Source organism: Streptomyces sp. PR69 (genome assembly GCF_026420845.1).
Lineage (GTDB): Bacteria > Actinomycetota > Actinomycetes > Streptomycetales > Streptomycetaceae > Streptomyces.
This window is the reverse complement of the sequence record NZ_JAOWCB010000007.1, coordinates 129,189-149,784: the sequence shown is the minus strand read 5'-3', so window position 1 is coordinate 149,784 and position 20,596 is coordinate 129,189. Positions and strand designations below refer to the sequence as shown.

16 protein-coding genes and 1 riboswitch are annotated in these 20,596 nt (G+C 71.2%); of the genes, 6 read left to right on the top strand and 10 right to left on the bottom strand.

The window, feature by feature from the left end; all coding sequences use genetic code 11:
• The first annotated feature begins 54 nt into the window (after positions 1-54).
• Positions 55-214: riboswitch (cyclic di-AMP (ydaO/yuaA leader) on the top strand.
• Between the two features lie 2 nt (positions 215-216).
• Positions 217-1,458, top strand: coding sequence for a C40 family peptidase (locus tag OF819_RS09500; protein WP_267242951.1), 1,242 nt, complete (start codon positions 217-219; stop codon positions 1,456-1,458).
• A gap of 51 nt (positions 1,459-1,509) precedes the next feature.
• Here the strand turns inward: OF819_RS09500 and OF819_RS09495 are convergent, their stop codons facing one another.
• Positions 1,510-1,863: a hypothetical protein gene (locus tag OF819_RS09495; protein WP_267242950.1), complete on the bottom strand. Its 354-nt coding sequence runs from the start codon at positions 1,861-1,863 to the stop codon at positions 1,510-1,512.
• A 335-nt stretch (positions 1,864-2,198) separates the two neighbouring features.
• Here OF819_RS09495 and OF819_RS09490 point away from each other — a divergent pair, with 335 nt between their 5' ends.
• A complete protein-coding gene (locus OF819_RS09490) occupies positions 2,199-3,329 on the top strand; it encodes a C40 family peptidase (protein ID WP_267243053.1) in 1,131 nt (376 codons plus the stop codon).
• A gap of 68 nt (positions 3,330-3,397) precedes the next feature.
• Here OF819_RS09490 and OF819_RS09485 read toward each other — a convergent pair whose 3' ends face one another.
• Together OF819_RS09485 and OF819_RS09480 are read right to left on the bottom strand one after the other, a co-directional pair.
• Positions 3,398-4,096: a LuxR C-terminal-related transcriptional regulator gene (locus OF819_RS09485; RefSeq protein ID WP_267242949.1), complete on the bottom strand. Its 699-nt coding sequence runs from the start codon at positions 4,094-4,096 to the stop codon at positions 3,398-3,400.
• Positions 4,093-5,400, bottom strand: a complete 1,308-nt coding sequence (locus OF819_RS09480; protein WP_267242948.1) for an ATP-binding protein — start codon at positions 5,398-5,400, stop codon at positions 4,093-4,095. The genes OF819_RS09485 and OF819_RS09480 overlap by 4 nt, the downstream gene beginning before the upstream one ends.
• Before the next feature lie 178 nt (positions 5,401-5,578).
• Here OF819_RS09480 and OF819_RS09475 point away from each other — a divergent pair, with 178 nt between their 5' ends.
• Together OF819_RS09475 and OF819_RS09470 are read left to right on the top strand one after the other, a co-directional pair.
• Positions 5,579-6,952 (top strand): PspC domain-containing protein, encoded by a 1,374-nt coding sequence (locus OF819_RS09475; RefSeq protein WP_267242947.1) that lies wholly within the window; start codon positions 5,579-5,581, stop codon positions 6,950-6,952.
• Positions 6,939-7,268 (top strand): hypothetical protein, encoded by a 330-nt coding sequence (locus tag OF819_RS09470; protein WP_323748911.1) that lies wholly within the window; start codon positions 6,939-6,941, stop codon positions 7,266-7,268. The genes OF819_RS09475 and OF819_RS09470 overlap by 14 nt, the downstream gene beginning before the upstream one ends.
• On the opposite strand, the gene OF819_RS09465 is transcribed toward OF819_RS09470, so the two are convergent.
• The 3 genes from OF819_RS09465 to guaA form a co-directional block, all read right to left on the bottom strand.
• Positions 7,178-7,681 carry a DoxX family protein gene (locus OF819_RS09465; protein ID WP_267242946.1) on the bottom strand — a complete coding sequence of 168 codons (504 nt, stop codon included), beginning with the start codon at positions 7,679-7,681 and terminating at the stop codon, positions 7,178-7,180. The genes OF819_RS09470 and OF819_RS09465 overlap by 91 nt on opposite strands.
• 270 nt (positions 7,682-7,951) lie before the next feature.
• Positions 7,952-8,818: a class II aldolase/adducin family protein gene (locus OF819_RS09460; protein WP_267242945.1), complete on the bottom strand. Its 867-nt coding sequence runs from the start codon at positions 8,816-8,818 to the stop codon at positions 7,952-7,954.
• A 135-nt stretch (positions 8,819-8,953) separates the two neighbouring features.
• The gene (guaA, locus tag OF819_RS09455) at positions 8,954-10,549 is read right to left on the bottom strand and encodes a glutamine-hydrolyzing GMP synthase (protein ID WP_267242944.1); all 1,596 of its coding nucleotides are present in this window, start codon (positions 10,547-10,549) and stop codon (positions 8,954-8,956) included.
• Positions 10,550-10,887: 338 nt separating this feature from the next.
• Between guaA and OF819_RS09450 the strand changes: the two genes are divergently transcribed.
• Positions 10,888-11,238, top strand: coding sequence for a chorismate mutase (locus OF819_RS09450; protein ID WP_267242943.1), 351 nt, complete (start codon positions 10,888-10,890; stop codon positions 11,236-11,238).
• A gap of 816 nt (positions 11,239-12,054) precedes the next feature.
• A complete protein-coding gene (locus OF819_RS09445) occupies positions 12,055-13,185 on the top strand; it encodes an LPXTG cell wall anchor domain-containing protein (protein ID WP_267242942.1) in 1,131 nt (376 codons plus the stop codon).
• 105 nt (positions 13,186-13,290) lie between these two features.
• On the opposite strand, the gene OF819_RS09440 is transcribed toward OF819_RS09445, so the two are convergent.
• From OF819_RS09440 to OF819_RS09425, 4 genes are all read right to left on the bottom strand, one after another.
• A complete protein-coding gene (locus tag OF819_RS09440; protein WP_267242941.1) occupies positions 13,291-15,069 on the bottom strand; it encodes a GMC family oxidoreductase N-terminal domain-containing protein in 1,779 nt (592 codons plus the stop codon).
• Between the two features lie 32 nt (positions 15,070-15,101).
• Positions 15,102-16,739 carry a succinic semialdehyde dehydrogenase gene (locus OF819_RS09435; RefSeq protein WP_267242940.1) on the bottom strand — a complete coding sequence of 546 codons (1,638 nt, stop codon included), beginning with the start codon at positions 16,737-16,739 and terminating at the stop codon, positions 15,102-15,104.
• Between the two features lie 153 nt (positions 16,740-16,892).
• Positions 16,893-18,653, bottom strand: a complete 1,761-nt coding sequence (locus tag OF819_RS09430) for a serine/threonine-protein kinase (RefSeq protein ID WP_267242939.1) — start codon at positions 18,651-18,653, stop codon at positions 16,893-16,895.
• Positions 18,654-18,694: 41 nt separating this feature from the next.
• Entirely contained in the window at positions 18,695-20,422 is a 1,728-nt protein-coding gene (locus OF819_RS09425; protein WP_267242938.1) for a serine/threonine-protein kinase, read from the bottom strand.
• Between the last annotated feature and the right edge of the window lie 174 nt (positions 20,423-20,596).

Genomic DNA, 20,596 nt, shown 5'->3' with positions numbered 1-20,596 from the left:
GGCTAGCGTGCTCGACCAAGCGAGCCCGCACCGCCATGGCGAACCACGCCAACCGGGTCGCCCACGCCGAATCCGGGCTTTCCGCAGGGAAGTTCGGAACCGGGGAACCACCCAGCACAATCGGGGTGAATCGGACTCTCGCCGGTCCGTAGGGCAGCCTTCCGTCCCCGCCCGAACCCGTCAGCTAACCCGGTAGGCGGTTCACGGAAGAAGGAGATGTCGGCCTTGGCGTCGCATCGCAAGCCCCGCGGCCGTACCGCGATATCCACCCCCGCCGTCGGGTTCACCACCGCAGCCCTCGCCGGCGTCACCCTGCTGTCCTCCCAGAACGCGAGCGCCTCACCCGCCGCGCCCGCCGAGCCGAAGCCGTCCATAGAGGACGTGCAGAAGAAGGTCGACGACCTGTACCGGCAGGCCGGGACCGCCACTCAGAAGTACAACCGGGCCAAGGAGGCCACCGCCGAGCAACGGCGGGAGGTCGGCAAGCTGCTCGACGAAGCGGCGGAGCGCACCGAGGCGCTGAACGAGTCACGGCGCGCGCTGGGCGGCTACGCCGCCGCGCAGTACCGCTCGGGGGCGGTCGCTCCGACCGCCGCGCTGGTCTTCGCTGACAGCCCGCAGTCGTACTTCGACCAGACGCAGCTGATGGAGCGGCTGAGCGACCGGCAGCGCAGCGCGGTCTCCGCCTATGAGACCGAGCGTGCCGCGGCCGCGAAGCAGCGCGCCGAGGCGGCGAAGAGCCTGGAGGCGCTCACCGCGTCACAGGAGACGCTGCGCGCCGGGAAGCAGGAGGTCCAGGCGAAGCTGCGCGAGGCGCGCGAGCTGCTGTCGAAGCTGACGGCTGAGGAGAAGGCGCGACTCGCGGAGATCGAGCGCAGGAAGGCGGAGGAGGCGCGCCGCAAGGCCGAGGCGCAGGCCAGGGCGGAAGCGGAGGCGGCAGCCGCCGCGGAGGCCGACAGGGAGCGCAGGCGCGCGCAGGAGCAGCAGGCACAACAGGAGCAGCAGGGACAGCAGGGACAGCAGGGGCAGAGCCAGGGCTCCGGGACGGGAAGCGGAACTGAGTCCGGGTCGGGCACGGCGTCCGGCGGCGACACGGACGCGGGCTACGCGGCCAAGGCCGGCAAAGTCCTGGACTTCGCCCGCGCCCAGCTCGGCAAGCCATACGTCTGGGGCGCGAGCGGCCCGTCGTCCTATGACTGCTCAGGGCTGACCCAGGCCGCCTGGCGGGCCGCCGGGGTCTCCCTTCCGCGCACCACCTGGGACCAGGTGAAGGCCGGCAAGAGGGTCGCGACGGAAGATCTGCTCCCGGGCGACCTGGTCTTCTTCTACGACGACATCAGCCATGTCGGCATCTACATCGGCGACGGCATGATGATCCACGCGCCCAAGCCCGGTGCGAACGTGCGCGAGGAGTCGATCTACTACATGCCCATCTACGGCAGCGTGCGCCCCGCGTGACGGAGACCGGGCGCCCGCGTGACAGACGCCAGGCGCCCCGTGTGACAGAGGTCAGGTCCAGAGCGTGGCGATGAAGACATTGGCCGTCGTCAGCGCGCCCACCGCGCCGAACAGCGGCTTGTCGATCCTCTCCTCGTCCCGCTTGACGTACACCAGGCCCAGGATGACGACCAGGACCGCCAGCTTGATGCCGACCTTGAGGTTGTTCACCGTCTGATCGTCGGCCTGATTGAGACCGACCAGCGCCACCCCGGTGATCAGCATGGTCAGCGCGCCGTGCAGCATCGCCGGGGTGAAGCGCGCCGTGCCCGCGCTCATCGCCTTCATCTGGGTCAGAAAGCCGCCGAGCAGTGAGGCGATGCCGATGATGTGCAGGGCGACGAAGACATTGATGAGTACGTCCATGAAGCGGAGCCTAGCCCGGCCCATACCACCACTCTCCGGGCGGGTCGAGCGCTTTCCCGGGCATTGGTCAGCCCACAGCGGCAAAGGGCCCCGCCCCACGATCCACCCGATCCCAATGCGCACGCCCCTGTCCACCTTCGGGCAATAGCGGTCCATACGCTGCTCGGCCGTGACCGCCAGGTCTAGCGTCCTGCGGCAGGTGGCCGACTCCCACCACCCGCCGGGCCGCCCCGGCGGACGTCGGCCGCCCCGCCGAAGACCCGGCGGCGGCCCGCTCCCCCTGTGCGGACCCGCCGCCGGGTCCGCAGGGAAAACGGAAGGACGTGGACGCCGTCGTGGCAGCGCACCGGAAACCCAAGCAGAACCCCCTGGCCTGGCCCGCCGCCCGTACCGCCGCCACACTCGCCCTCGCCTCGGCGGCGACGGCGACCGCTTTCGAGGGCGGCGCCCACGCCGAGCAGGCCCTCACGCCCGCGCAGATCAAGGCCAAGGTCGACCAGCTCTACCAGGAGGCGGAGGCTGCGGCCGAGAAGCACAACGGCGCGAAGGAAGCGACCGCCAAAGCGCGCAGGGAGCTGGATCAGCTGCGCGACGAGGCGGCGCGGAAAACCGAGAAGCTCAATGCCTCGCGCAACAGGCTGGGGTCGTTCGCCACCGCCCAGTACCGCGCGGCCGGCATGGACCCGGGCATGCAGCTCGCGCTCACCTCGGACCCCGACGAGTATCTGGAGCGCGCCGAACTCGCGGGCCGCGTCGGCGAGCTGCAGGCCGGGGCGATCGCCGGGGTGCACCGGCAGCTCATGGAGATCGGGCAGCTCAAGGCGCGCGCGGAAGAGCGGGTGGAGACACTCAAGGCCCGGCAGTCGGACCTCGCCCGCCACAAGGCGACCGCCCAGGAGAAGCTCACGGCCGCCCAGCGGCTGATGGACCGGCTGACCGCCCGCCAGCGCGCCGCGTACGAAGGCACAGCGGCCGGCGAGAGCAGCGGCGACGCCCGGGCTGCGACGCCGCGCGCCTCCGGGGCGCGCGCCGCCGAGCAGACCGGGCCGGCTGCCGCGCCGGCGCCCGCGCGGACATCCGCCCAGACACCGGCCGCCGCCCCCGCGAAGGCCGCCGACTCCCGTGCCGCACAGGCCGTCTCCTTCGCCTACGGGGCGCTCGGCAAGCCGTATGTGTGGGGCGCGACCGGACCGGCGTCGTTCGACTGCTCAGGGCTCACCCAGGCGGCATGGCGCTCCGCCGGGGTCTCTCTGCCCCGCACCACCTACACCCAGATCAATGCGGGCCGGCGGGTCACCCGCTCCCAACTCGCCCCGGGCGACCTGGTCTTCTTCTACTCCGGCGTCAGCCATGTCGGCATCTACATCGGCAACGGCCAGATGATCCATGCGCCCAAGCCGGGCGACACGGTGCGGATCGCGCCGATCGACCAGATGCCCTTCGCGGGCGCGACGCGGCCCGCGTAGCCGGCCCGCGTAGCTGGCCGGCGCAGCCGGGCCCGTGCAGCCCGCCCTGCGGCCGGATGCCCAGATCGTCAGACCAGCCGGCGGGCGGTCGCCCAGCGCGTCAGCTCATGGCGGTTCGACAGCTGGAGCTTGCGCAATACCGCGGAGACATGCGACTCGACCGTCTTCACCGAGATGAACAGCTGCTTGGCGATCTCCTTGTAGGCATAGCCGCGTGCGATCAGCCGCAGTACCTCGCGCTCTCGCTGGGTCAGCCGGTCCAGATCCTCGTCCACGGGCGGCGCGTCCGTGGAGGCGAACGCGTCCAGGACGAACCCGGCGAGCCGCGGCGAGAACACGGCATCGCCCTCCTGCACCCGGAAGATCGAATCGACCAGGTCCGTGCCTGTGATCGTCTTGGTGACATAGCCGCGGGCGCCGCCGCGGATCACGCCGATGACGTCCTCCGCGGCATCGGAGACGGACAGCGCGAGAAAGCGCACCGGATTCCCGGCGGCCGCCATCAGCGGGGCACAGCGGCGCAGCACCTCGACCCCGCCGCCGCCCGGCAGATGGACGTCGAGCAGCACGACCTCGGGGCGGGTCGCCGTGATGACGGTGACCGCCTGGTCGACGTCGGCGGCCTCGCCGACCACCTCCACTCCGGTGCGCTCCGTCTGACCGATCTCGGCCTGCACTCCGGTGCGGAACATCCGGTGGTCGTCGACGAGCACCACCCGCACCCGCCGCTCGACGGCCGTCTCCTCGGCAGTGGTCTCCTCGGTCATTCCTCGCTCGCCGCCCTCTCCATCTCAAGCTCCACTTCCGTGCCCTCCCCGGGCGCGGAACGCAGCCGCGCCGTGCCGCCGTTGCGCTGCATCCGGCCGATGATCGATTCTCGGACGCCCATGCGGTCGCCGGGCACCGCGTCAAGGTCGAAGCCCGGACCCCGGTCCCGTACGGACACAAAGACCGTACGCCCCTCGACCTCCGCGTAGACCTGGACGGGGCCGCCTCCGCCACCGTACTTGGCGGCGTTCACCATCGCCTCGCGCGCGGCCTGCATCTGGGCGCCGAGTCCCTCGTCGAGGGGGCAGTCGCCGACCACGACGACCTCAAGCGGAACGCCGTGCTTGTCCTCGACCTCGGCGGCGGACTTTCTGACGGCCTCGGCGACGGAGTCCGGCTCTTCGTCCTCCTCCTTGCCGGTGCCCTCCGGCTTGTAGAGCCAGTTGCGCAGCTCGCGCTCCTGGGCGCGGGCGAGCCTGCGGACCTCCGAGCCGTCATGGGCGTTGCGCTGTATGAGAGTGAGGGTGTGCAGCACGGAGTCATGGACATGGGCCGCGACCTCGGCGCGCTCCTGGGCGCGGATGCGCATCGTGCGCTCCTCGGAGAGGTCCTGGGTCATCCGCACCAGCCAGGGCCCGGCGAGCAGGGCGACTCCGGCGATGACGGCTATGGCGCCGGTGAGCACATTGCCCAGCTGTGCGGCGGAGCCGCGGACCACGACGAAAACGGTCAGCCCCAGGCCGACGAGGGCGACTCCGGCGACCGCCCGGCCGATCTGGAGCAGCCCGCGGCGGCGGCTGTCCGTGGGCAGATCGGCCCAGCGGGCGCGGCGGGCGTTGTCCACCTGCCGCCAGACCAGCACGACGCCCGCGCCGACGAGCAGGATCGGCCAGATATAGCGGCCGGTGCTGCCGCCCATGTCGACGCTGCCGACGAAGATCGCGGAACCGATGAGCAGAGCGACCAGCGCCACGATCTGACCCTTGTCAGGCTTGCGCAGTCTGCGGCGGCCGCCGGGGGTGATCTCGAAGACGGAGCGGGGCTCGGCGGTCCTGCCGCCGACGCCGAGCGGCACGACGATCCAGAAGACCGCGTACAGCAGCACTCCGAGGCCGTCGGCGAGGAAGAGCGCGAGGAAGACGAGCCGCACCCAGACGACGGGGAGGCCCAGATGCCCGGCCAGACCGCGGGCCACGCCGCCGAGCATCCGCCCGTCAGCGCTGCGGTACAGCTTGCGCGCCGGCTGCTCCTCCGGGGCAGGGGCGCGGGAGGCAGCGGCGGCTCGGGGCGTGACGGCGGGCATGCTCCGATGGTCACACGTCCGGGCGGGCGCCGGTATCAGGGGCGTCCCCTGACCCGACCCTGAAACCGCCCCGGCGGACCCCGGCGCGGACCCCCGATGCGGGCCAGGGGCCGATATCAGGGATCGGCCAGGGTCGGGCCCGGTGCCGCCCGGCTGGGCGGCCCGTCACCATGGACGTATGAACCAGCCGACCATGCCGCCCCACGGCCACCGTGCCTCCCGCCCGCACGGGGCAGCCGCAGGCCCGGATGCCCATGCGGACTCCGCGGAGGACGCGGCGGCCTCGGCGCTTCCCGCAGCGGGGCCGCTGCGGCGGTCCGCGGAGCACAAGGCGCTCGCGGGGGTGTGCGGCGGCCTCGGCCGGTACTGCGACATCGATCCGGTGATATTCCGCATCGTCGTCGGGGTGCTCTCCGTCACCGGCGGCATCGGCCTCGTCTTCTACGGCTTCGCCTGGCTGCTGATCCCGTTGGAGGGAGAAGAGGAGAACGAGGCGCGCCGGCTGCTGTCGGGCCGGGTCACCGGAGCATCGCTGGCCGCGGTGCTGCTCGCGCTCGTCGGCTGCGGGCTGCTGCTGTCGATGCTGCACAACGACAACATGCTGTCGTTCGCCGTGCTGCTGTCCATCGCCGTCGGCTGGGCCGCCTACTGGTCCCACCGCCGCAGAGTCAGCGCGCCGGACGGCGTGCCGCTCGACCCCGCCGCCGCGCAGGCCGCGGCCGAGGCCCCGCCCGAGGCCACGGCGCCGCCGGTCCCCGAGAGCCCCTCCTGGTGGCGTGACCCGATCGTGAAGGACGGCAGCACGGGCCCGGTTCCCACCGGCTATCTGTGGGGCCCGGAGAGCGTGGCCGCCGCCGACGGCGGCCCTCCGCTCTTCCGCAGCGGCCGCGATGTGTGGGCAGCGCCCCGCCCACCGCGTGGCCCGCGCGGCATCGGCGGCGTCACCTTCCTGCTCGCGCTGGTCGCGGGCGGGCTGGGCACAGGGCTGTCCTGGGACGGGAATCCGCTCGGCACCAGTCTGCAGATCGGTCTCGTCTGCGCGCTCGCGGTGTTCGGGCTCGGGCTGCTCGTCAGCGCGCTGATAGGCCGCACAGGCTTTGGCACCGTCCTGCTCACCATGGTCACGGCGGTGCTGCTGGCGGGTGCGGCTGCCCTGCCCAAGGAGATCAGCACGCACTGGGTCCGCACCGAGTGGCGGCCGGACACGGTCTCCGCCGTGCAGTCGCAGTATGAGCTGGGCACCGGCGTCGGCACGCTCGATCTTTCCGCCCTCTCCATCCCGGCGGGCCGCACGGTCTCGACGTCGGCGGAGGTCGGGGCGGGGCAGCTGAGAGTTGTGCTGCCCGAGGACGCTCCGGTGACGCTGGACGTCGAGGCGGGCCTCGGCGATGTTCAACTGCCGGGGGACGCGGCGGACGACATAGACGTCGAGCCCGGGCTGGAGCGGGAGCACCGGCTCCCCGCCCCGGACGGGGCAGAGCCGTCCGGGACGCTGGAGCTGCGCCTCGACGTGGGCATCGGACAGGTGGAGGTCACCCGTGCAGCACGCTGATTCACATCCCGAGCCGATGCCGGTCCCGCAGGGGTACGACCGCGACAGCGGCGGCCGGTTCCGGCATCCGCTCCGGCCCGCCAGGCTGATCGCGGGGCTCGCCGCGCTCACCGCCGCGCTGCTGTACGCGGGCGATGCGGCGGACGCATGGCACACCCCCTGGTTCGCGGTGTTCCCCATCGTCTTCGGCGGACTGTTCCTGGCTGGGGCTGCGGCCTGGGTGCACTACCGCATACGTCGCCGTTCCGCCCAGAGCGCGTCCACCGAGAACATGGGCGCCCCGGCGAGCACCAGCGGCAGCCAGGCCATCAGATAGGCGAGATCGTTGCCGTAGTAGTACGGATCGGTCGCCCAGCTGACGGTCAGCCACAGGCTCAGCGAGATCAGCGCGCCGCCGACGGCGGCCAGACGGGCGATGATCCCGAAGAGCGTGCCGATGCCCACCATGAGTTCCCCGCAGGCGATGGCATAGCCGAAGCCCACAGGGCTCTCCAGGGCGATGTCCACCAGCCACGGCACGGCGGAGGTATCGCGCACGGAGCGCATGATCTCCCCGATCGAGCCGGTGCCGCTGGCCGACATAAAGCTGCTGTCGGTGATTTTGTCGAGCCCGGCGTAGATGAAGGTCACGCCGAGGAAGACGCGCAGGGGCAGCAGGGCGTACCGGCTGGCCAGCGCCTTCCAGCCGCCCTGTCTGCCCCCGTCCGCCATGCCGTATGTCGTAGTCATCCGCTGCATTGGTGTCATCGTCAGTCCCACCTGTCCACCTTGTCCCACCTGCCACGCCTACGGTTGACCTATCAACTGACCATACGTATGCGGGCCCATGGCGGCTCACCGCACATACCGCCGAATGCCACAGGATGCCGCCCCATACCGCCGGAAACCGCCCACAGCCGTGCTCAGGGAGGTCGCAACACTCGGAGTCGCCGCTTCACCGGGCGGCGGCCTCGCCGAACGGCGGCCGCACCGGACGGCGACCTCGCCGAATGCGCCGCCTCAGTCGGCGTGCCGGCTCAGCAGATCGGGCTCTTCCCTGCTGACCTGCCGCCACAGGGGCTGATAACTGATCCAGGCGACCAGATCGCTCCCCAGCCGCTCACGGGTTGCCGCAGCGTCACGGGCTCCGATGAGGACGGGCTTGCCCGCCGCCCGTGCCAGCAGCTGGATGCGGCAGCAGCGCTCCATGGAGATAAACCACCAGGCCGCCGCGTCGACCGAGTCGCCGACGGTGAGCAGGCCGTGATTGCGCAGGATGACGGCCTTGCGTGGGCCGAGGGCGGCGGCGATCCGGCGTCCCTCAGCCTCGTCGACGGCCACCCCGGTGTAGGAGTCGACCAGGGCATGGTCTTCATAGAAGGCGCATGCCTCCTGACTGATCGGGTCGATCAGCTCGCCGAGCGCGGCCAGCGCCCGCCCGTACATCGAATGGGTGTGCGCCACGGCCACGACGTCGGGGCGGGCGAGATGGACCGCCGCGTGGACGGCGAAGGCGGCCTGGTTGACATGGTGACGCCCGGCGACGACCTGCCCCGCGCTGTTGACCAGCAGCAGCTCTCCCGCGGTGATCTGCGCGAACGGCACCCCGAAGGGGTTGACCCAGAAGCAGTCGGCGAACTCCGGGTCCCGTGCGGTGATATGGCCCGAGACCCCCTCCTCGTATCCAAAGCGGCCGAAGAGCCGCAGGGCGGCCGCGAGCCGCTCCTTGCGACCGGCACGCTCGTCGTCCGGAGAGTCATGCTCAGGCGGCATCGCGAAGTCGAGCTGCTCGACGGGAACGGGCGGGGGCGGGGACGGAGGGGGCGGGGACGGAGGGGGCGGCGACGGGGGCAGCGGTGGGGGCAGCGGTGGGGGCGTCTCGCTCATGGGCCGGAAGGTAGCTCCGGCTGGGGCAACTGGCCATAGACAGCGCGACGCCGCCGTCCCCATACGGAGGACGGCGGCGTCGGTGTGCCCGTCGTGTCTGCCGCGTCTGTGGCGCCCGTCAGGGCACCACAGGGCTCACTCCCACTCGATGGTGCCCGGCGGCTTGCTCGTCACATCCAGGACGACGCGGTTGACGTCCGCGACCTCGTTGGTGATGCGGGTGGAGATCCGCGCCAGGACGTCGTACGGCATCCGCGTCCAGTCGGCGGTCATCGCGTCCTCGGACGAGACGGGCCGGAGCACGACCGGGTGACCGTAGGTACGGCCGTCGCCCTGGACGCCCACACTGCGCACATCGGCGAGCAGCACGACCGGGCACTGCCAGATCTCCCGGTCGAGTCCGGCGGCGGTGAGCTCCTCACGGGCGATGGCGTCGGCCTCCCGCAGCAGGTCCAGCCGCTCGCGCGTGACCTCGCCGACGATGCGGATGCCCAGCCCCGGCCCCGGGAAGGGCTGGCGCTGCACGATCTCCTCCGGCAGACCGAGCTCCTGCCCGACCATGCGAACCTCGTCCTTGAACAGCTTGCGCAGCGGCTCGACCAGCTCAAACTCCAGGTCCTCGGGCAGGCCGCCCACATTGTGATGGGACTTGATGTTGGCGGTGCCGGTGCCGCCGCCGGACTCGACCACGTCGGGGTACAGGGTGCCCTGGACGAGGAAGGCGACGTCCTCGCCGGCCTGGGCTTCCGCGACGATCTCGGCCTGCGCCTGCTCGAAGACCCGGATGAACTCCCGGCCGATGATCTTCCGCTTCTCCTCCGGGTCGGAGACCCCGGCGAGCGCCTTGAGGAAACGCTCCTGCGCGTCGACGACCTTGAGCTGTACGCCCGTCGCGGCGACGAAGTCCTTCTCGACCTGCTCGGTCTCGCCCTTGCGCATCAGCCCGTGATCGACGTACACGCAGGTCAGCTGGGAGCCGATGGCCTTCTGGACGAGCGCGGCGGCGACGGCCGAGTCGACGCCTCCGGACAGTCCGCAGATCGCCCGTTTGTCACCGACCTGCTCGCGGATCGCCGCGATCTGCTCCTCGATGACATTGCCGGTGGTCCAGGTCGGCTTGATGCCCGCGCCCCGGTAGAGGAAGTGCTCCAGCACCTGCTGACCGTAGGTGGAGTGCATCACCTCGGGGTGGTGCTGGACGCCGTACAGCCGCTTCTCGTCGTTCTCGAAGGCCGCGACCGGCACGACGTCCGTGGAAGCGGTGACGGTGAAGCCCTCGGGCGCCGCGGAGCAGGCGTCGCCGTGGGACATCCACACCGACTGCTCGTCCGGGGTGCCCTCGAAGAGCGTGGAACCGGAGTGGCTGACGTACAGCGGGGTGCGGCCGTACTCACGCGCTCCCGTGTTGTCGACGGTGCCGCCGAGCGTGGTGGCCATCAGCTGGAAGCCGTAGCACATGCCGAAAACCGGGATGCCGGCCTCGAAGAGCTCCCGGTCCAGCCGGGGCGCACCCTCCGCGTACACGGACGAGGGCCCGCCGGAGAGGATGATCGCCCTGGGTTTCCTGGCCAGCATCTCCGCCACGGGCATCGTGGACGGGACGATCTCGCTGTAGACCCGTGCCTCACGGACACGACGGGCGATGAGCTGGGCGTACTGCGCGCCGAAGTCCACGACGAGGACGACGTCCGGGCTGGGTGCGGGCGCGGCAGCAGGGGGCGCTGAGGACACTACGGCGGCCTTCCGGCGGTGGTGGGAGAAGGGGTTCTGGAGGGGTTCTCTTTGTCGATTCTACCGGCGCGGCCGGTCCTCTCTTCGTCTCACCATCCGAACCCGGCTTGCCCGGCGCACGCCCGCAGGAGCCATACTGTCCGCATGCGCACGCAGCAGACCTTCCTCTTTACCTATGGCAACCGGCCCGCCGGCTGCCATGGTCGTGTCTGCTTGAGCAACTGACAAGCGACTTCCCAGGCGCCCCGGGCCGACAAGGCCCGGGGCGCCTGCCGTTTCCGGGCCGTGTGGCTCCGGGGCCCCGGCACAGCAGAGCACTGCAGACAGGAGCCCCGATCATGACCCCGATCACAGCCGATGCGACGACCGCCGCAGTCGCAGCCGCCGCCACAGTCGCAGCGACCGCCACAGCTGCCGCGACCGACACCGGCGCGCGCACCGACGAAGCCGCGACCGTGATCACCGGTGCGCGGGAGCGCATCGACGCGCTCGACGACCGGATCATCGGCCTGATCCAGGAACGCATGGCCGTCTCAGCCGTCATCCAGGACGCCCGCATCTCCTCCGGCGGCCGGCGGGTGAACCTGGCGCGGGAGATGGAGGTCCTCGCCCACTACCGCGACGCCCTGGGCAAGCCGGGCACCTCGCTGGCGATGACCCTGCTGGAGCTGTGCCGGGGCCGCATCTGAGTTCGGGCACATCCTCACTCGTCCGAAGCGTGACCGCGGGCCGCGGGCCGTCGTTGTCCGGTTGTCCGTGCCAGCCAGGGGCGGGCCTCGAAGGAAACCACGCGTGGCTCCGCTGGAGCGTGTGACGTGTCGCAGGCACGTCGTGGGACCTCGCCCCAGCGCGCGTGACCGGTCGGCAGGGGACAGCAGCCCGGTCACTCCAAAGAGCGGTCGGCTCCGGGGACGCCCGGAGCCGACCGCGACGACCCGGAAATGCAGCGTCACTCATCCGTCGGCACGTCTCCTGCCGCGCCCGCCGCACGCCTCGCACCTCCTTCTCGAACCCCTCCTCGAACCTCCTCCAGACTCTTGAGGCCGAGCCCGCCCGCACACCGTCCGTGCTCCGGCGGCCGCCTCTCCCCCACGCGGCGCAACCCCCCGGCGTCGCATCTCGGCACCCGCGCTGCCCTGACGCCGGTGCCGACCGCCAAGGGCCCCGCGGAAGAATCCGCGGGGCCCTTGCCGTGTGTGCAGCCGCCTCGTCAAGCGGTCTTCCCTGAGTTACGCGGTCTGCCCTGAGTTACGCGGCCTGCCCGGCCTTGCGGCGACGGGCCGCCAGGAACAGCACCACGCCCGCGGCGAGCACGGCCGGTGAAAGTGATCCAGAACACATAAAGATTCTGTGAGTTCCCTGCAACCAACCCCACCCGCCACAGGTCATGCATGCGGAACCAAGAGCCTCGCCCGTGACATCACCGGGGGAGGCCCACCACCTCGTGCCTCCCGATGGGCGGCACGCCGGACTTCACCGAGGTCACATTGAAGCTTCGCCGCGCTATGGCTGTCGCCGCCGCGACCGCTGTCATAGCCCCTGCCGCGTTCCTGGCTGCTCCGGCCGCATACGCGACTGACGGCAACAACGGCACCACCACCTCCGATTCGACGTCCAAGACGCCGGCGGAGGGGACCAACCCGTCCACGGAGAACGACACGGAGACCCCGGCCGAGACCGAGAAGTCCGAGAAGTCCGAAGAGTCCTCCGAGGGCGACGCGAAGACGGAAACGGGTACGGAGACGGGCGGCGAGTCCCAGAACGACACGCCCGCCTCCGAGGCCGAGGGCGAGAAGAAGCCCGAGGGTGAGGGCGAGGGCGAGAAGAAGGAGGACGACAAGACCTCCGAGACGTCCGAGGGCGAGGGCGACGCCAAGCCCGAGGACGAGGAGGGCGAAGAGGAGCCCCCGCCCTACTGCTGGGAGCTGGACGAGAACTTCGAGCAGGACGCTCTGAGCGCCGATGTGTCCGGGCTGCCCGGGAAGATCGTCGCAGGCAGCGGCTGGCACAACTTCAGCCTCACCATCACGAACCAGTCGAAGGTCACCCTCCGCGAGGTCGCCTTCTACGCCGAGGTCGACAACTGGGAGGTCGACGACGAGGCGAAGTCGCTTCGCAAGTTCGTCGACCTGGAGTTCCGCGACCCCGCCACCAACGAGTGGATCAACATCGACGAGGCCGTCGAGTACAGCTTCTACTTCTGGGGCGTCGAGGGCATGAAGGCCGGCGAGTTCGTCAAGGCCGATCTGCGGGTGAAGATCACCAAGGACGCACCGCTGGGTGACGGCTACTCCTTCGGCGCAGGCGGCTACCTGGGCGATGTGAACGGCCAGGACTGCATCGCCGAGGACCACGAAGGCGACTCCGCCTTCTTCGAGGTCCTGAAGCCGGGCAGCAGCAACGAGAACCCGGGCGAGGCCAAGCCGGGCACGGACAACGGCAAGCCGAACCCGAAGCCGGGTCCGGACACCAAGCCGCAGGGTGAGGTCAAGCAGTACCCGGTCACCGGCAGCCTCGCGGAGACCGGTTCGAACTCCATGCTGCCGACCATCGGCATCGCCGGTGGCATCGCCGTCGTCGCCGGCGCGGGCGTCGTCTTCGCGCTGAAGCGTCGCGGCAACGGCGCGACCGCGTAAGCAGGCAGCCGCGTAGGCGGCTGAGGCACACCGCCGCATAGACGGGGAAGGCGCTGCACTCGGAGGGGGGTGCAGCGCCTTTCCGTTGCCACAACGCCCGTTCTGCTACGGCTTCGGCGGGACCGCCGGCACCCCCAGGAACGGCAGCTTCAGCGCGCCGAACGCCCCCGCCGGGACCGTGGGCGACACCGGGGCCACGGGCGCGAGCCGCCGGTACGGCTCGCCCTGCGCCGGACGCGGGTCCGGTTCGCCCTTGTTGGGCCAGAAGGACATGGCGCGCTCGGCCTGCGCCGTGATCGTCAGGGACGGGTTGACGCCCAGGTTCGCCGAGACGGCCGCGCCGTCGACCACGGAAACGCCGGGATGGCCGTACAGCCGGTGGTAGGGATCGATCACCCCGTCCTCAGCCGACGCGCCGATGACACAGCCGCCGAGGAAGTGCGCGGTCAGCGGGGTGCCCATCAGCTCCCCGACGTTCGAGCCGGCGAAGCCGTTGATCTCCTGGGCGAGCAGAGTGGCCGCGCGGGTGCCCTCGGCGATCTGCTTGGGGTTGGGGGCGCCATGGCCCTGGCGGGCGGTCAGCAGACCCTTTCCGGGGCCGCGCGGCCTGCGGTAGGTGGTCAGGGAGTTGTCCACGGACTGCATCACCAGACCGATGATCGACCGCTCCGACCAGCGCCTGTTGGACAGGGAGCGGGCCATCAGCCAGGGATGCCGGACCGCGTTGCGCAGCCAGCCCCGCACCCGGCGCTCCGCGTACGGCACCTGGAGGATGGACAGCAGGCCCATCGCGTTGGAGCCCTTGCCGTAGCGGACCGGTTCGATGTGGGTGTCGGCGTCCGGGTGGATGGACGAGGTGATCGCCACGCCCCGGGTGAAGTCCGCCTTCCGTGCGCCGTGCCTCGCCCGGTAGCGGCGGTCGGTGGTCTGGGAGCCGACCAGCGCCTCGGAGTTGGTGCGGGTCAGCTCGCCAAGCCGGGCCGGGATACGCGGCAGCAGCCCGCGGTCGCGCATCGTGTGGAGCAGGGTCTGGGTGCCGTACGTCCCCGCCGCCACGACCACGTACCGCGCCCGCAGCACGCTGCGCCGTCCCTTGCGCCGTGCGTCCGTGGGCACTGTGGTGACCTTGTGGCCGCCCTGCCCGTCCTCGGCGATCGCGACGACCGTCGTCATGGGGTGGATGACCGCGCCGGCCTGTTCGGCGAGGTGGAGATAGTTCTCGTTGAGGGTGTTCTTCGCGCCGTGGCGGCAGCCGGTCATGCACTCGCCGCACTCGGTGCACGCCCTGCGGGCCGGTCCCGCACCGCCGAAGTACGGATCGTCCACGGCCCCGCCCGGCCGCGTCTTCGCCGTGCCGTCCGCGTCCTCGCCATCGCCGAAAAAGACGCCGACCGGGGCCATATGGAAGGTGTCGCCGACGCCCATCGCCTGTGCGGTCGCCTTGAGATGCACATCCGAGGGGGTCATGGTCGGGTTGAGCCGCACCCCCAGCATCCGCTTCGCCTGGTCGTAGTACGGGGCGAGTTCGTCCTGCCAGTCGGTGATGGACGCCCACTGGCGGTCCTGGAAGAAGGCCGGGGGCGGCACATACAGGGTGTTGGCGTAGTTGAGGGAGCCGCCGCCGACGCCCGCGCCCGCCAGCACCATCACATTGCCCAGCAGATGGACGCGCTGGATGCCGAACAGCCCGAGCGCCGGGGCCCAGAGGTAGTTCCGCAGGTCCCAGGAGTTCCTGGGGAGGGTCTCCCGGGTGAAGCGGCGGCCGGCCTCCAGGACGCCGACCCGGTATCCCTTCTCCGTCAGCCGCAGCGCCGAGACAGAGCCGCCGAAGCCCGAGCCGACGACGATGACGTCGTAGTCGTATGCGTCGTTCACCTTGTGCACCGGACTCCTCTCAACGCGGCCTCAACGCGGCCTCAGCGCAGTCTCAGCGCCTTCATGACCTTCAGGGAGGCGCTCATGAACGCCGCGTACTTCTCGTCGTCCATGCCGAAGGACGGCGCCAGCGGCAGCAGCCGCTGCTGGGCGACGGTCTGGGCCTCGGTGTACTTCAGGATGCCCTCGGAGCCATGACGCCGGCTCAGTCCGGAGTCCTTCATGCCGCCCATCGGCGACTGCACACTGCCGTACGCGGGCGCATAGCCCTCGTTGATGTTGACGGTGCCGGTGCGCAGCCTGGCGGCGATTGCGTGGCCGCGCCTGCCGTCCCGGGTCCACACGCTGGAGTTCAGCCCGTACGGGGTGGCGTTGGCGAGCCGGACGGCCTCGTCCTCGTCGGTGAAGCGGTAGACGGAGACGACCGGGCCGAAGGTCTCCTCGGTGCAGACGGCCATCGGGGCCTCGACTCCGTCGAGGATCGTCGGTTCGTAGAAGAGCGGGCCGATGTCGGGCCGGGCGCGGCCGCCTGCGATGAGCCGGGCGCCCTTGGCGACGGCCTCCTCGACATGGCGGGTGACCGTCTCCAGCTGCCGCTCGCTGACCAGGGAGCCCATGTCGGCTCCGTAGGCGAGGGCGCTGCCGAGGCGCATCGCCTTCGTACGGGCCGCGAACCGTTCGATGAAGTCGTCGGCGATCGACTCGTGGACGTAGAGCCGTTCGATGGAGATGCACAGCTGGCCGGCGGAGGAGAAGCAGGCGCGCACCGCGCCGGCCGCGGCCTTCTCCACATCCGCGTCGTGCAGGACCAGCATCGCGTTCTTGCCGCCCAGTTCGAGGGAGACGCCGATGAGCCGGGCGGCGGCGCCCTGGGCGACCTCGCGGCCGGTGCGGGTGGAGCCGGTGAAGGAGACGTAGTCGGCGTGCCGGACGACTTCGGGGCCGACGACCGGTCCGTCTCCGAGCACCACCTGGAAGACCTCGGCGGGCAGTCCGGCCTCGATGAGCAGATCGCGCGCCCACAGCGCGGTGAGGGCGGTCTCGGTGTCCGGCTTCATCACCACCGCGTTGCCGGCGGCGAAGGCGGGCAGCGCATCGCCGACGGACAGCTCCAGCGGGTAGTTCCAGGGGGCGATCTGGCCGACGACGCCGCGCGGATGGCGCAGTTCCGCGGTCTTGGTCAGGACGGGGACGACGCCCGTGTGCCGCTTGCGCCGCAGATACGCGGGGGCCGTACGGCCGTAGTGGCGGGCCGCCACGGCGACGGCCTGGACCTCCTCATGGGCGTGCAGGCGGGCCTTGCCCGTCTCCAGCTGTATCAGGTCGAGCACCTCGGCCTGCCGCTGGAGCACCAGATCGTGGAAACGGAGCAGCACCGCGGCGCGGGCGCGCACGGAGGTCGCCGCCCAGACCGGCTGGGCGGCGCGGGCCCGTTCGAAGGCGGCGGCGACGTCCTCGGGTGTCGACTCGGGCAGCTCGGCCAGCTGCTCGCCGGTGAAGGGCGTGTGGTTGGCGGTGCGGCCGGAGCCGACGACGCCTCGGGTCAGCTGGGCGACCACCTCCGGGGTGACGACATCGGCCGCGGTGCGCACACCGGCCGGAGCTGCGGCTGTCGGATTGCCGCCAGAAGAAGAGGGGGAGGGGGAGGAGGCGGCGGCGAGTGCCTGCGAGTCCGTCATGGGGCCGAGAGTATGCGCCATCCGGAACTTTGGGTACCCGCCGGTAACACCTTTTCACACCCTGCTCACCAGGCCGCTGCGACCACGCCAGCGATCGCTGGCACAAATGCCCTGATCAGCGGCTTGTCATGGGGTTGCGGCCGACTGGAGCGGTCACAGCCCCTGAATGTCCAGATGCTTCACGACCCGGTCGAACAGCAGATCGCCCTCCGCGGCCGCCCAGCCCTCCGCGGGGCCCGACACCCGCAGCCGCCAGTAGACCTGGTCGGCCCCCTTGCCGGTGGCGACCACGCGCTCCTGCCAGCGGTAGCGGATCGGATCATCGCTTGAGGACCTGGAGGGCACATAGTCGACGACGGTGTCGAACGCCTTCTTGCCCTGCTGCGTCGAGGCGGTCGAGGTGACCTCCTGGTCCTTGATCTCGTCGCCGTCCTTGCCGCCCTTCTCGTAATGCTCCTTCCACACATCGGCCTCCGGCGGCAGCTCGTCCTCCTCCTCAGCGGTCTCGACGCGCTCCAGATAGACGGTGAACACCCCGCTGGGGTCCCAGTAGGTGACGCTGCGTCCGTTGTCGCCCTCGACCCTCTCGTATTCGGACGGCACGGCGATATTCGCCTCGACCACTTCCCGGTCCGTGCGCGCCTCCCAGCCCTGCGGCAGTTCGTCGCCGCCGAACGGATCCAGAAGTACGAAGAGGAGCGCGAGCGCCACGGCCGCCGCCCCGCCCAGCAGCCCGAACTGCGCCGGGCGGTTCTTGTGCAGCACCGGGGGCACCCAGCGGCTGCCGCCCGAGGCCGCGCTCGCGCCGCCCGCGTGCGAGGCCAGCGCCGTCATATCGAGGGCGGGGTGCGCTGGGCGCACGATCGACTCCAGCGTCTGCCGGACCTCGGCCGCGTCCGGCCGCATCGCCGGGTCCTTGCGCAGCAGCCGTATCACCAGCGAACCGAACGCCCCACTGCCGCGGGCGGGCATCTGCGGCTCGGCGGAGATCACGGCCTGCAGCGTCGCGGGGGTGTTGGAGCGGCGGTACGGGGACATGCCCTCGACGGCCGCATACAGCACGACGCCCAGCGACCACAGGTCCGACTCTGGCCCGGGGTGCTGGCCCAGCACCCGCTCGGGCGCGATGAATTCCGGGGAGCCGACGAACGCGCCGGTCTCCGTCAGCCCCTGCTCGCCCTCCACCTGGGCGATCCCGAAGTCGGTGAGCACCACCCGGTCGCCGCGGCCCAGCAGGACGTTGTCCGGTTTGACGTCGCGGTGCAGCACGCCGACCTCGTGCGCGGCGGTGAGCGCGCCGAGGACGGCGAGGCCTATGCGGGCGGCCTCGCGGACGTCAAGGGTGCCGTCGCGCAGCCGGTCGGCCAGCGACTGGCCCTGCACAAGCTCCATGACGATCCACGGCTTGTCGTCCTCGATCACCACGTCGTGCATGGTGACGACCGAGGGGTGTTCGATCCGGGCGGCGGCGCGCGCCTCACGCTGCATCCGCTGGTAGACGTTGTCCCGGTGGCTCTCGCTCAAGTGCTCGGGAACCCGGGGCTCCTTGACCGCCACGGCACGGTCCACGACCTCGTCATGGGCCCGCCACACCGTGCCCATGCCGCCGTGGCCGAGGCGGGAGACAAGCCGGTAGCGGCCGCCGATCAGCCGGCCCTGGCCGGGTTCGCCGCCCGTGGGGGCTGCTGCGGGGGTTCCCGCGGGGGCCTGGGCCGTCCGGGTGGGCTGGTACACGGGGCTCTGCTGTCCCTGGGCCTGTCCCTGGGCCTGTCCCTGGGCCTGCGCGTGCCCCTGACTCTGTCCCTGTCCGTGTCCCTGTCCCTGTCCCTGAACCTGGTACGGCGGCTGCCCGGCGTGCGGCGGCCTGAGTCCGTAACTGGTGGGCTCGTTCACCCGTCCCCCATCGTTCGTCATGTTCACATCGTCGGCCGGGGCCGGCAGCGGATGCTACCGCCTCACTCAGCCGCCGCCTCCGGCGGTCGCCAGCTCTGCACCATGACGTCGAACTGCCGTCGGGTGGTTTCCCAGTCGTCGGCGGGCCCCGACATATACAGCGCGTACTCCGTGCCGTCGTCCCCGTAGTACATCTGGTCGATCGCGCGGCGCGGACCGGGGTGGTTCTGCTTCTCCGTCCAAGTGAACTCCCAGATGGCGGAGAGCGTCTGGTCGCGGAAGGTGTTCTGGTCCAGCTGCATCCGCCGGTAGTCGGGCAGCCGCTTCCGCAGGCCCTTCTCCATGCTGAGCATGTGCATATAGGGGTTCTCGAAGTCGGGCGTGGGGTCGATGCTGATGCGGATGCGGTGGCGGCCGTTGTCGGGGGTGTAGTCGATCTGGTCGCCGTCGAGCTGCCGCTGCCAGCCCTGGGGCACCAGCAGGCTGAAGCCCTCGGGGTCCTGGACGCGCCGCCACTCCGCGGGGTTCACGGCCTCCTCAGGTCCCGCGGCGCTCTGGGAGCCCTGGGGGTCCTGCGAGTCCGCCGAGTTGCCGGCTGTCTGCCGTCCGCCGCTTTCGCCGCCGGCGTCGTTTCCGCCGAAGCCGTCCGCGTACTTCATCACCGCAAGGCCCGCGCCGCCCCCGACGAGCGCCGCGAGGACCACGATGAGCGCCACGCCGCGCAGCCCTCCGAAACGGCGCGGGCGGTGCGTCGCCGGGTACGGAGCCACGACGGGCGTATGGGCGGGAGCCGCGGGCGGGTGCATTCCCTGGAACGGCGTGCTGTGGAGGGGCGTTCCGGCGTCCGGGGCCGGGGCCGGGGTGGCGGCATCCGGGGGCGGGGTGGCCGGGGCCTGGGCCGGGAGGCGCGTGGTGAAGTGCTGTGTCGCGGGCAGGGACGTCACCGCCGTCGTACGCCCCTCCAGCGCCTCCTCCAGCATCCGCTCCGCTTCCGCCGCCGACGGTCTGGCGGCCGGGTCCTTGCGCAGCAGCGCCATGATGACGGGGGCGAGCAGCCCGGCGTGCTGCGGGGGCGGCGCCTCCTCGTCCACCACGGCCTGCATGGTGCCCAGCGGCGAGGAGCGGCGGAACGGCGACTCGCCCTCCACCGCCGTATAGAGCGTCGCCCCCAGCGACCACAGATCGGACGCGGGGCCGGGGTCGTGTCCCCGTACCCGCTCCGGGGCCAGATAGTCGATGGAACCGACGATCTCACCGGTCCGGGTGATCGTGGCATCTCCCTCGATCGCCGCGATCCCGAAGTCCGTGATCAGCACCCGGCCGTCCCGCCCCAACAGGATGTTGCCGGGTTTCACATCGCGGTGGAGCACTCCGACCGCATGGGCCGCGCCGAGCGCGCGCAGCACCTGCAGCCCTACACGCGCCGCCTCGGCCGACGCTATCCGCCCGGTCTCCTTGGCCGCGTCGGCGAGTGAAGGTCCGTCGACATACTGCATGACGATCCACGGGCGGTCGTCGTGGTCCAGCACATCGTGGACGGTGACGACGCCGGGGTCGCTGATCCGCGCGGCGGCCCTGGCCTCCTTCTTGGTGCGGGCGTGCAGCACGGCGCGGTCGGCCTCGGAGGCGTACCGTCCGGCTGTCAGCTCCTTCACCGCGACGACGCGGCCCAGGACTTCGTCATCCGCGCGCCAGACCTTGCCCATGCCGCCGCGGCCGATCGACTCGCGCAGCCGGTAGCGCCCGGCGAGCAGCAGCCCCGCCTCCGTCGTGCCCTGAGAGTGTTCCACGTTCCCCGCCCCGATCCTTGGGTTCACAGGTTACGGAGAGAAAGCACCGGTAAGGAACCGGGGCTGCCCAAGTGACCACACCGTGACGAAGAAAAGCGGCCGGAATCCCGGCGAAAGCGGTGCGGAAGCCGCGATTGGCCCTGTGCCCAGGGGAGTTGACACCCTGCCACCGCG

What these genes read in the sequence shown, in the direction of transcription:
- OF819_RS09500 (WP_267242951.1), top strand. Translation starts at nt 217, where the DNA reads ATGTCGGCCTTGGCGTCGCATCGCAAGCCCCGCGGCCGTACCGCGATA.
- OF819_RS09495 (WP_267242950.1), bottom strand. Translation starts at nt 1,863, where the DNA reads ATGGACGTACTCATCAATGTCTTCGTCGCCCTGCACATCATCGGCATC.
- OF819_RS09485 (WP_267242949.1), bottom strand. Translation starts at nt 4,096, where the DNA reads ATGACCGAGGAGACCACTGCCGAGGAGACGGCCGTCGAGCGGCGGGTG.
- OF819_RS09480 (WP_267242948.1), bottom strand. Translation starts at nt 5,400, where the DNA reads ATGCCCGCCGTCACGCCCCGAGCCGCCGCTGCCTCCCGCGCCCCTGCC.
- OF819_RS09475 (WP_267242947.1), top strand. Translation starts at nt 5,579, where the DNA reads ATGAACCAGCCGACCATGCCGCCCCACGGCCACCGTGCCTCCCGCCCG.
- OF819_RS09465 (WP_267242946.1), bottom strand. Translation starts at nt 7,681, where the DNA reads ATGACTACGACATACGGCATGGCGGACGGGGGCAGACAGGGCGGCTGG.
- OF819_RS09460 (WP_267242945.1), bottom strand. Translation starts at nt 8,818, where the DNA reads ATGAGCGAGACGCCCCCACCGCTGCCCCCACCGCTGCCCCCGTCGCCG.
- OF819_RS09450 (WP_267242943.1), top strand. Translation starts at nt 10,888, where the DNA reads ATGACCCCGATCACAGCCGATGCGACGACCGCCGCAGTCGCAGCCGCC.
- OF819_RS09445 (WP_267242942.1), top strand. Translation starts at nt 12,055, where the DNA reads ATGGCTGTCGCCGCCGCGACCGCTGTCATAGCCCCTGCCGCGTTCCTG.
- OF819_RS09435 (WP_267242940.1), bottom strand. Translation starts at nt 16,739, where the DNA reads ATGACGGACTCGCAGGCACTCGCCGCCGCCTCCTCCCCCTCCCCCTCT.
- OF819_RS09430 (WP_267242939.1), bottom strand. Translation starts at nt 18,653, where the DNA reads ATGACGAACGATGGGGGACGGGTGAACGAGCCCACCAGTTACGGACTC.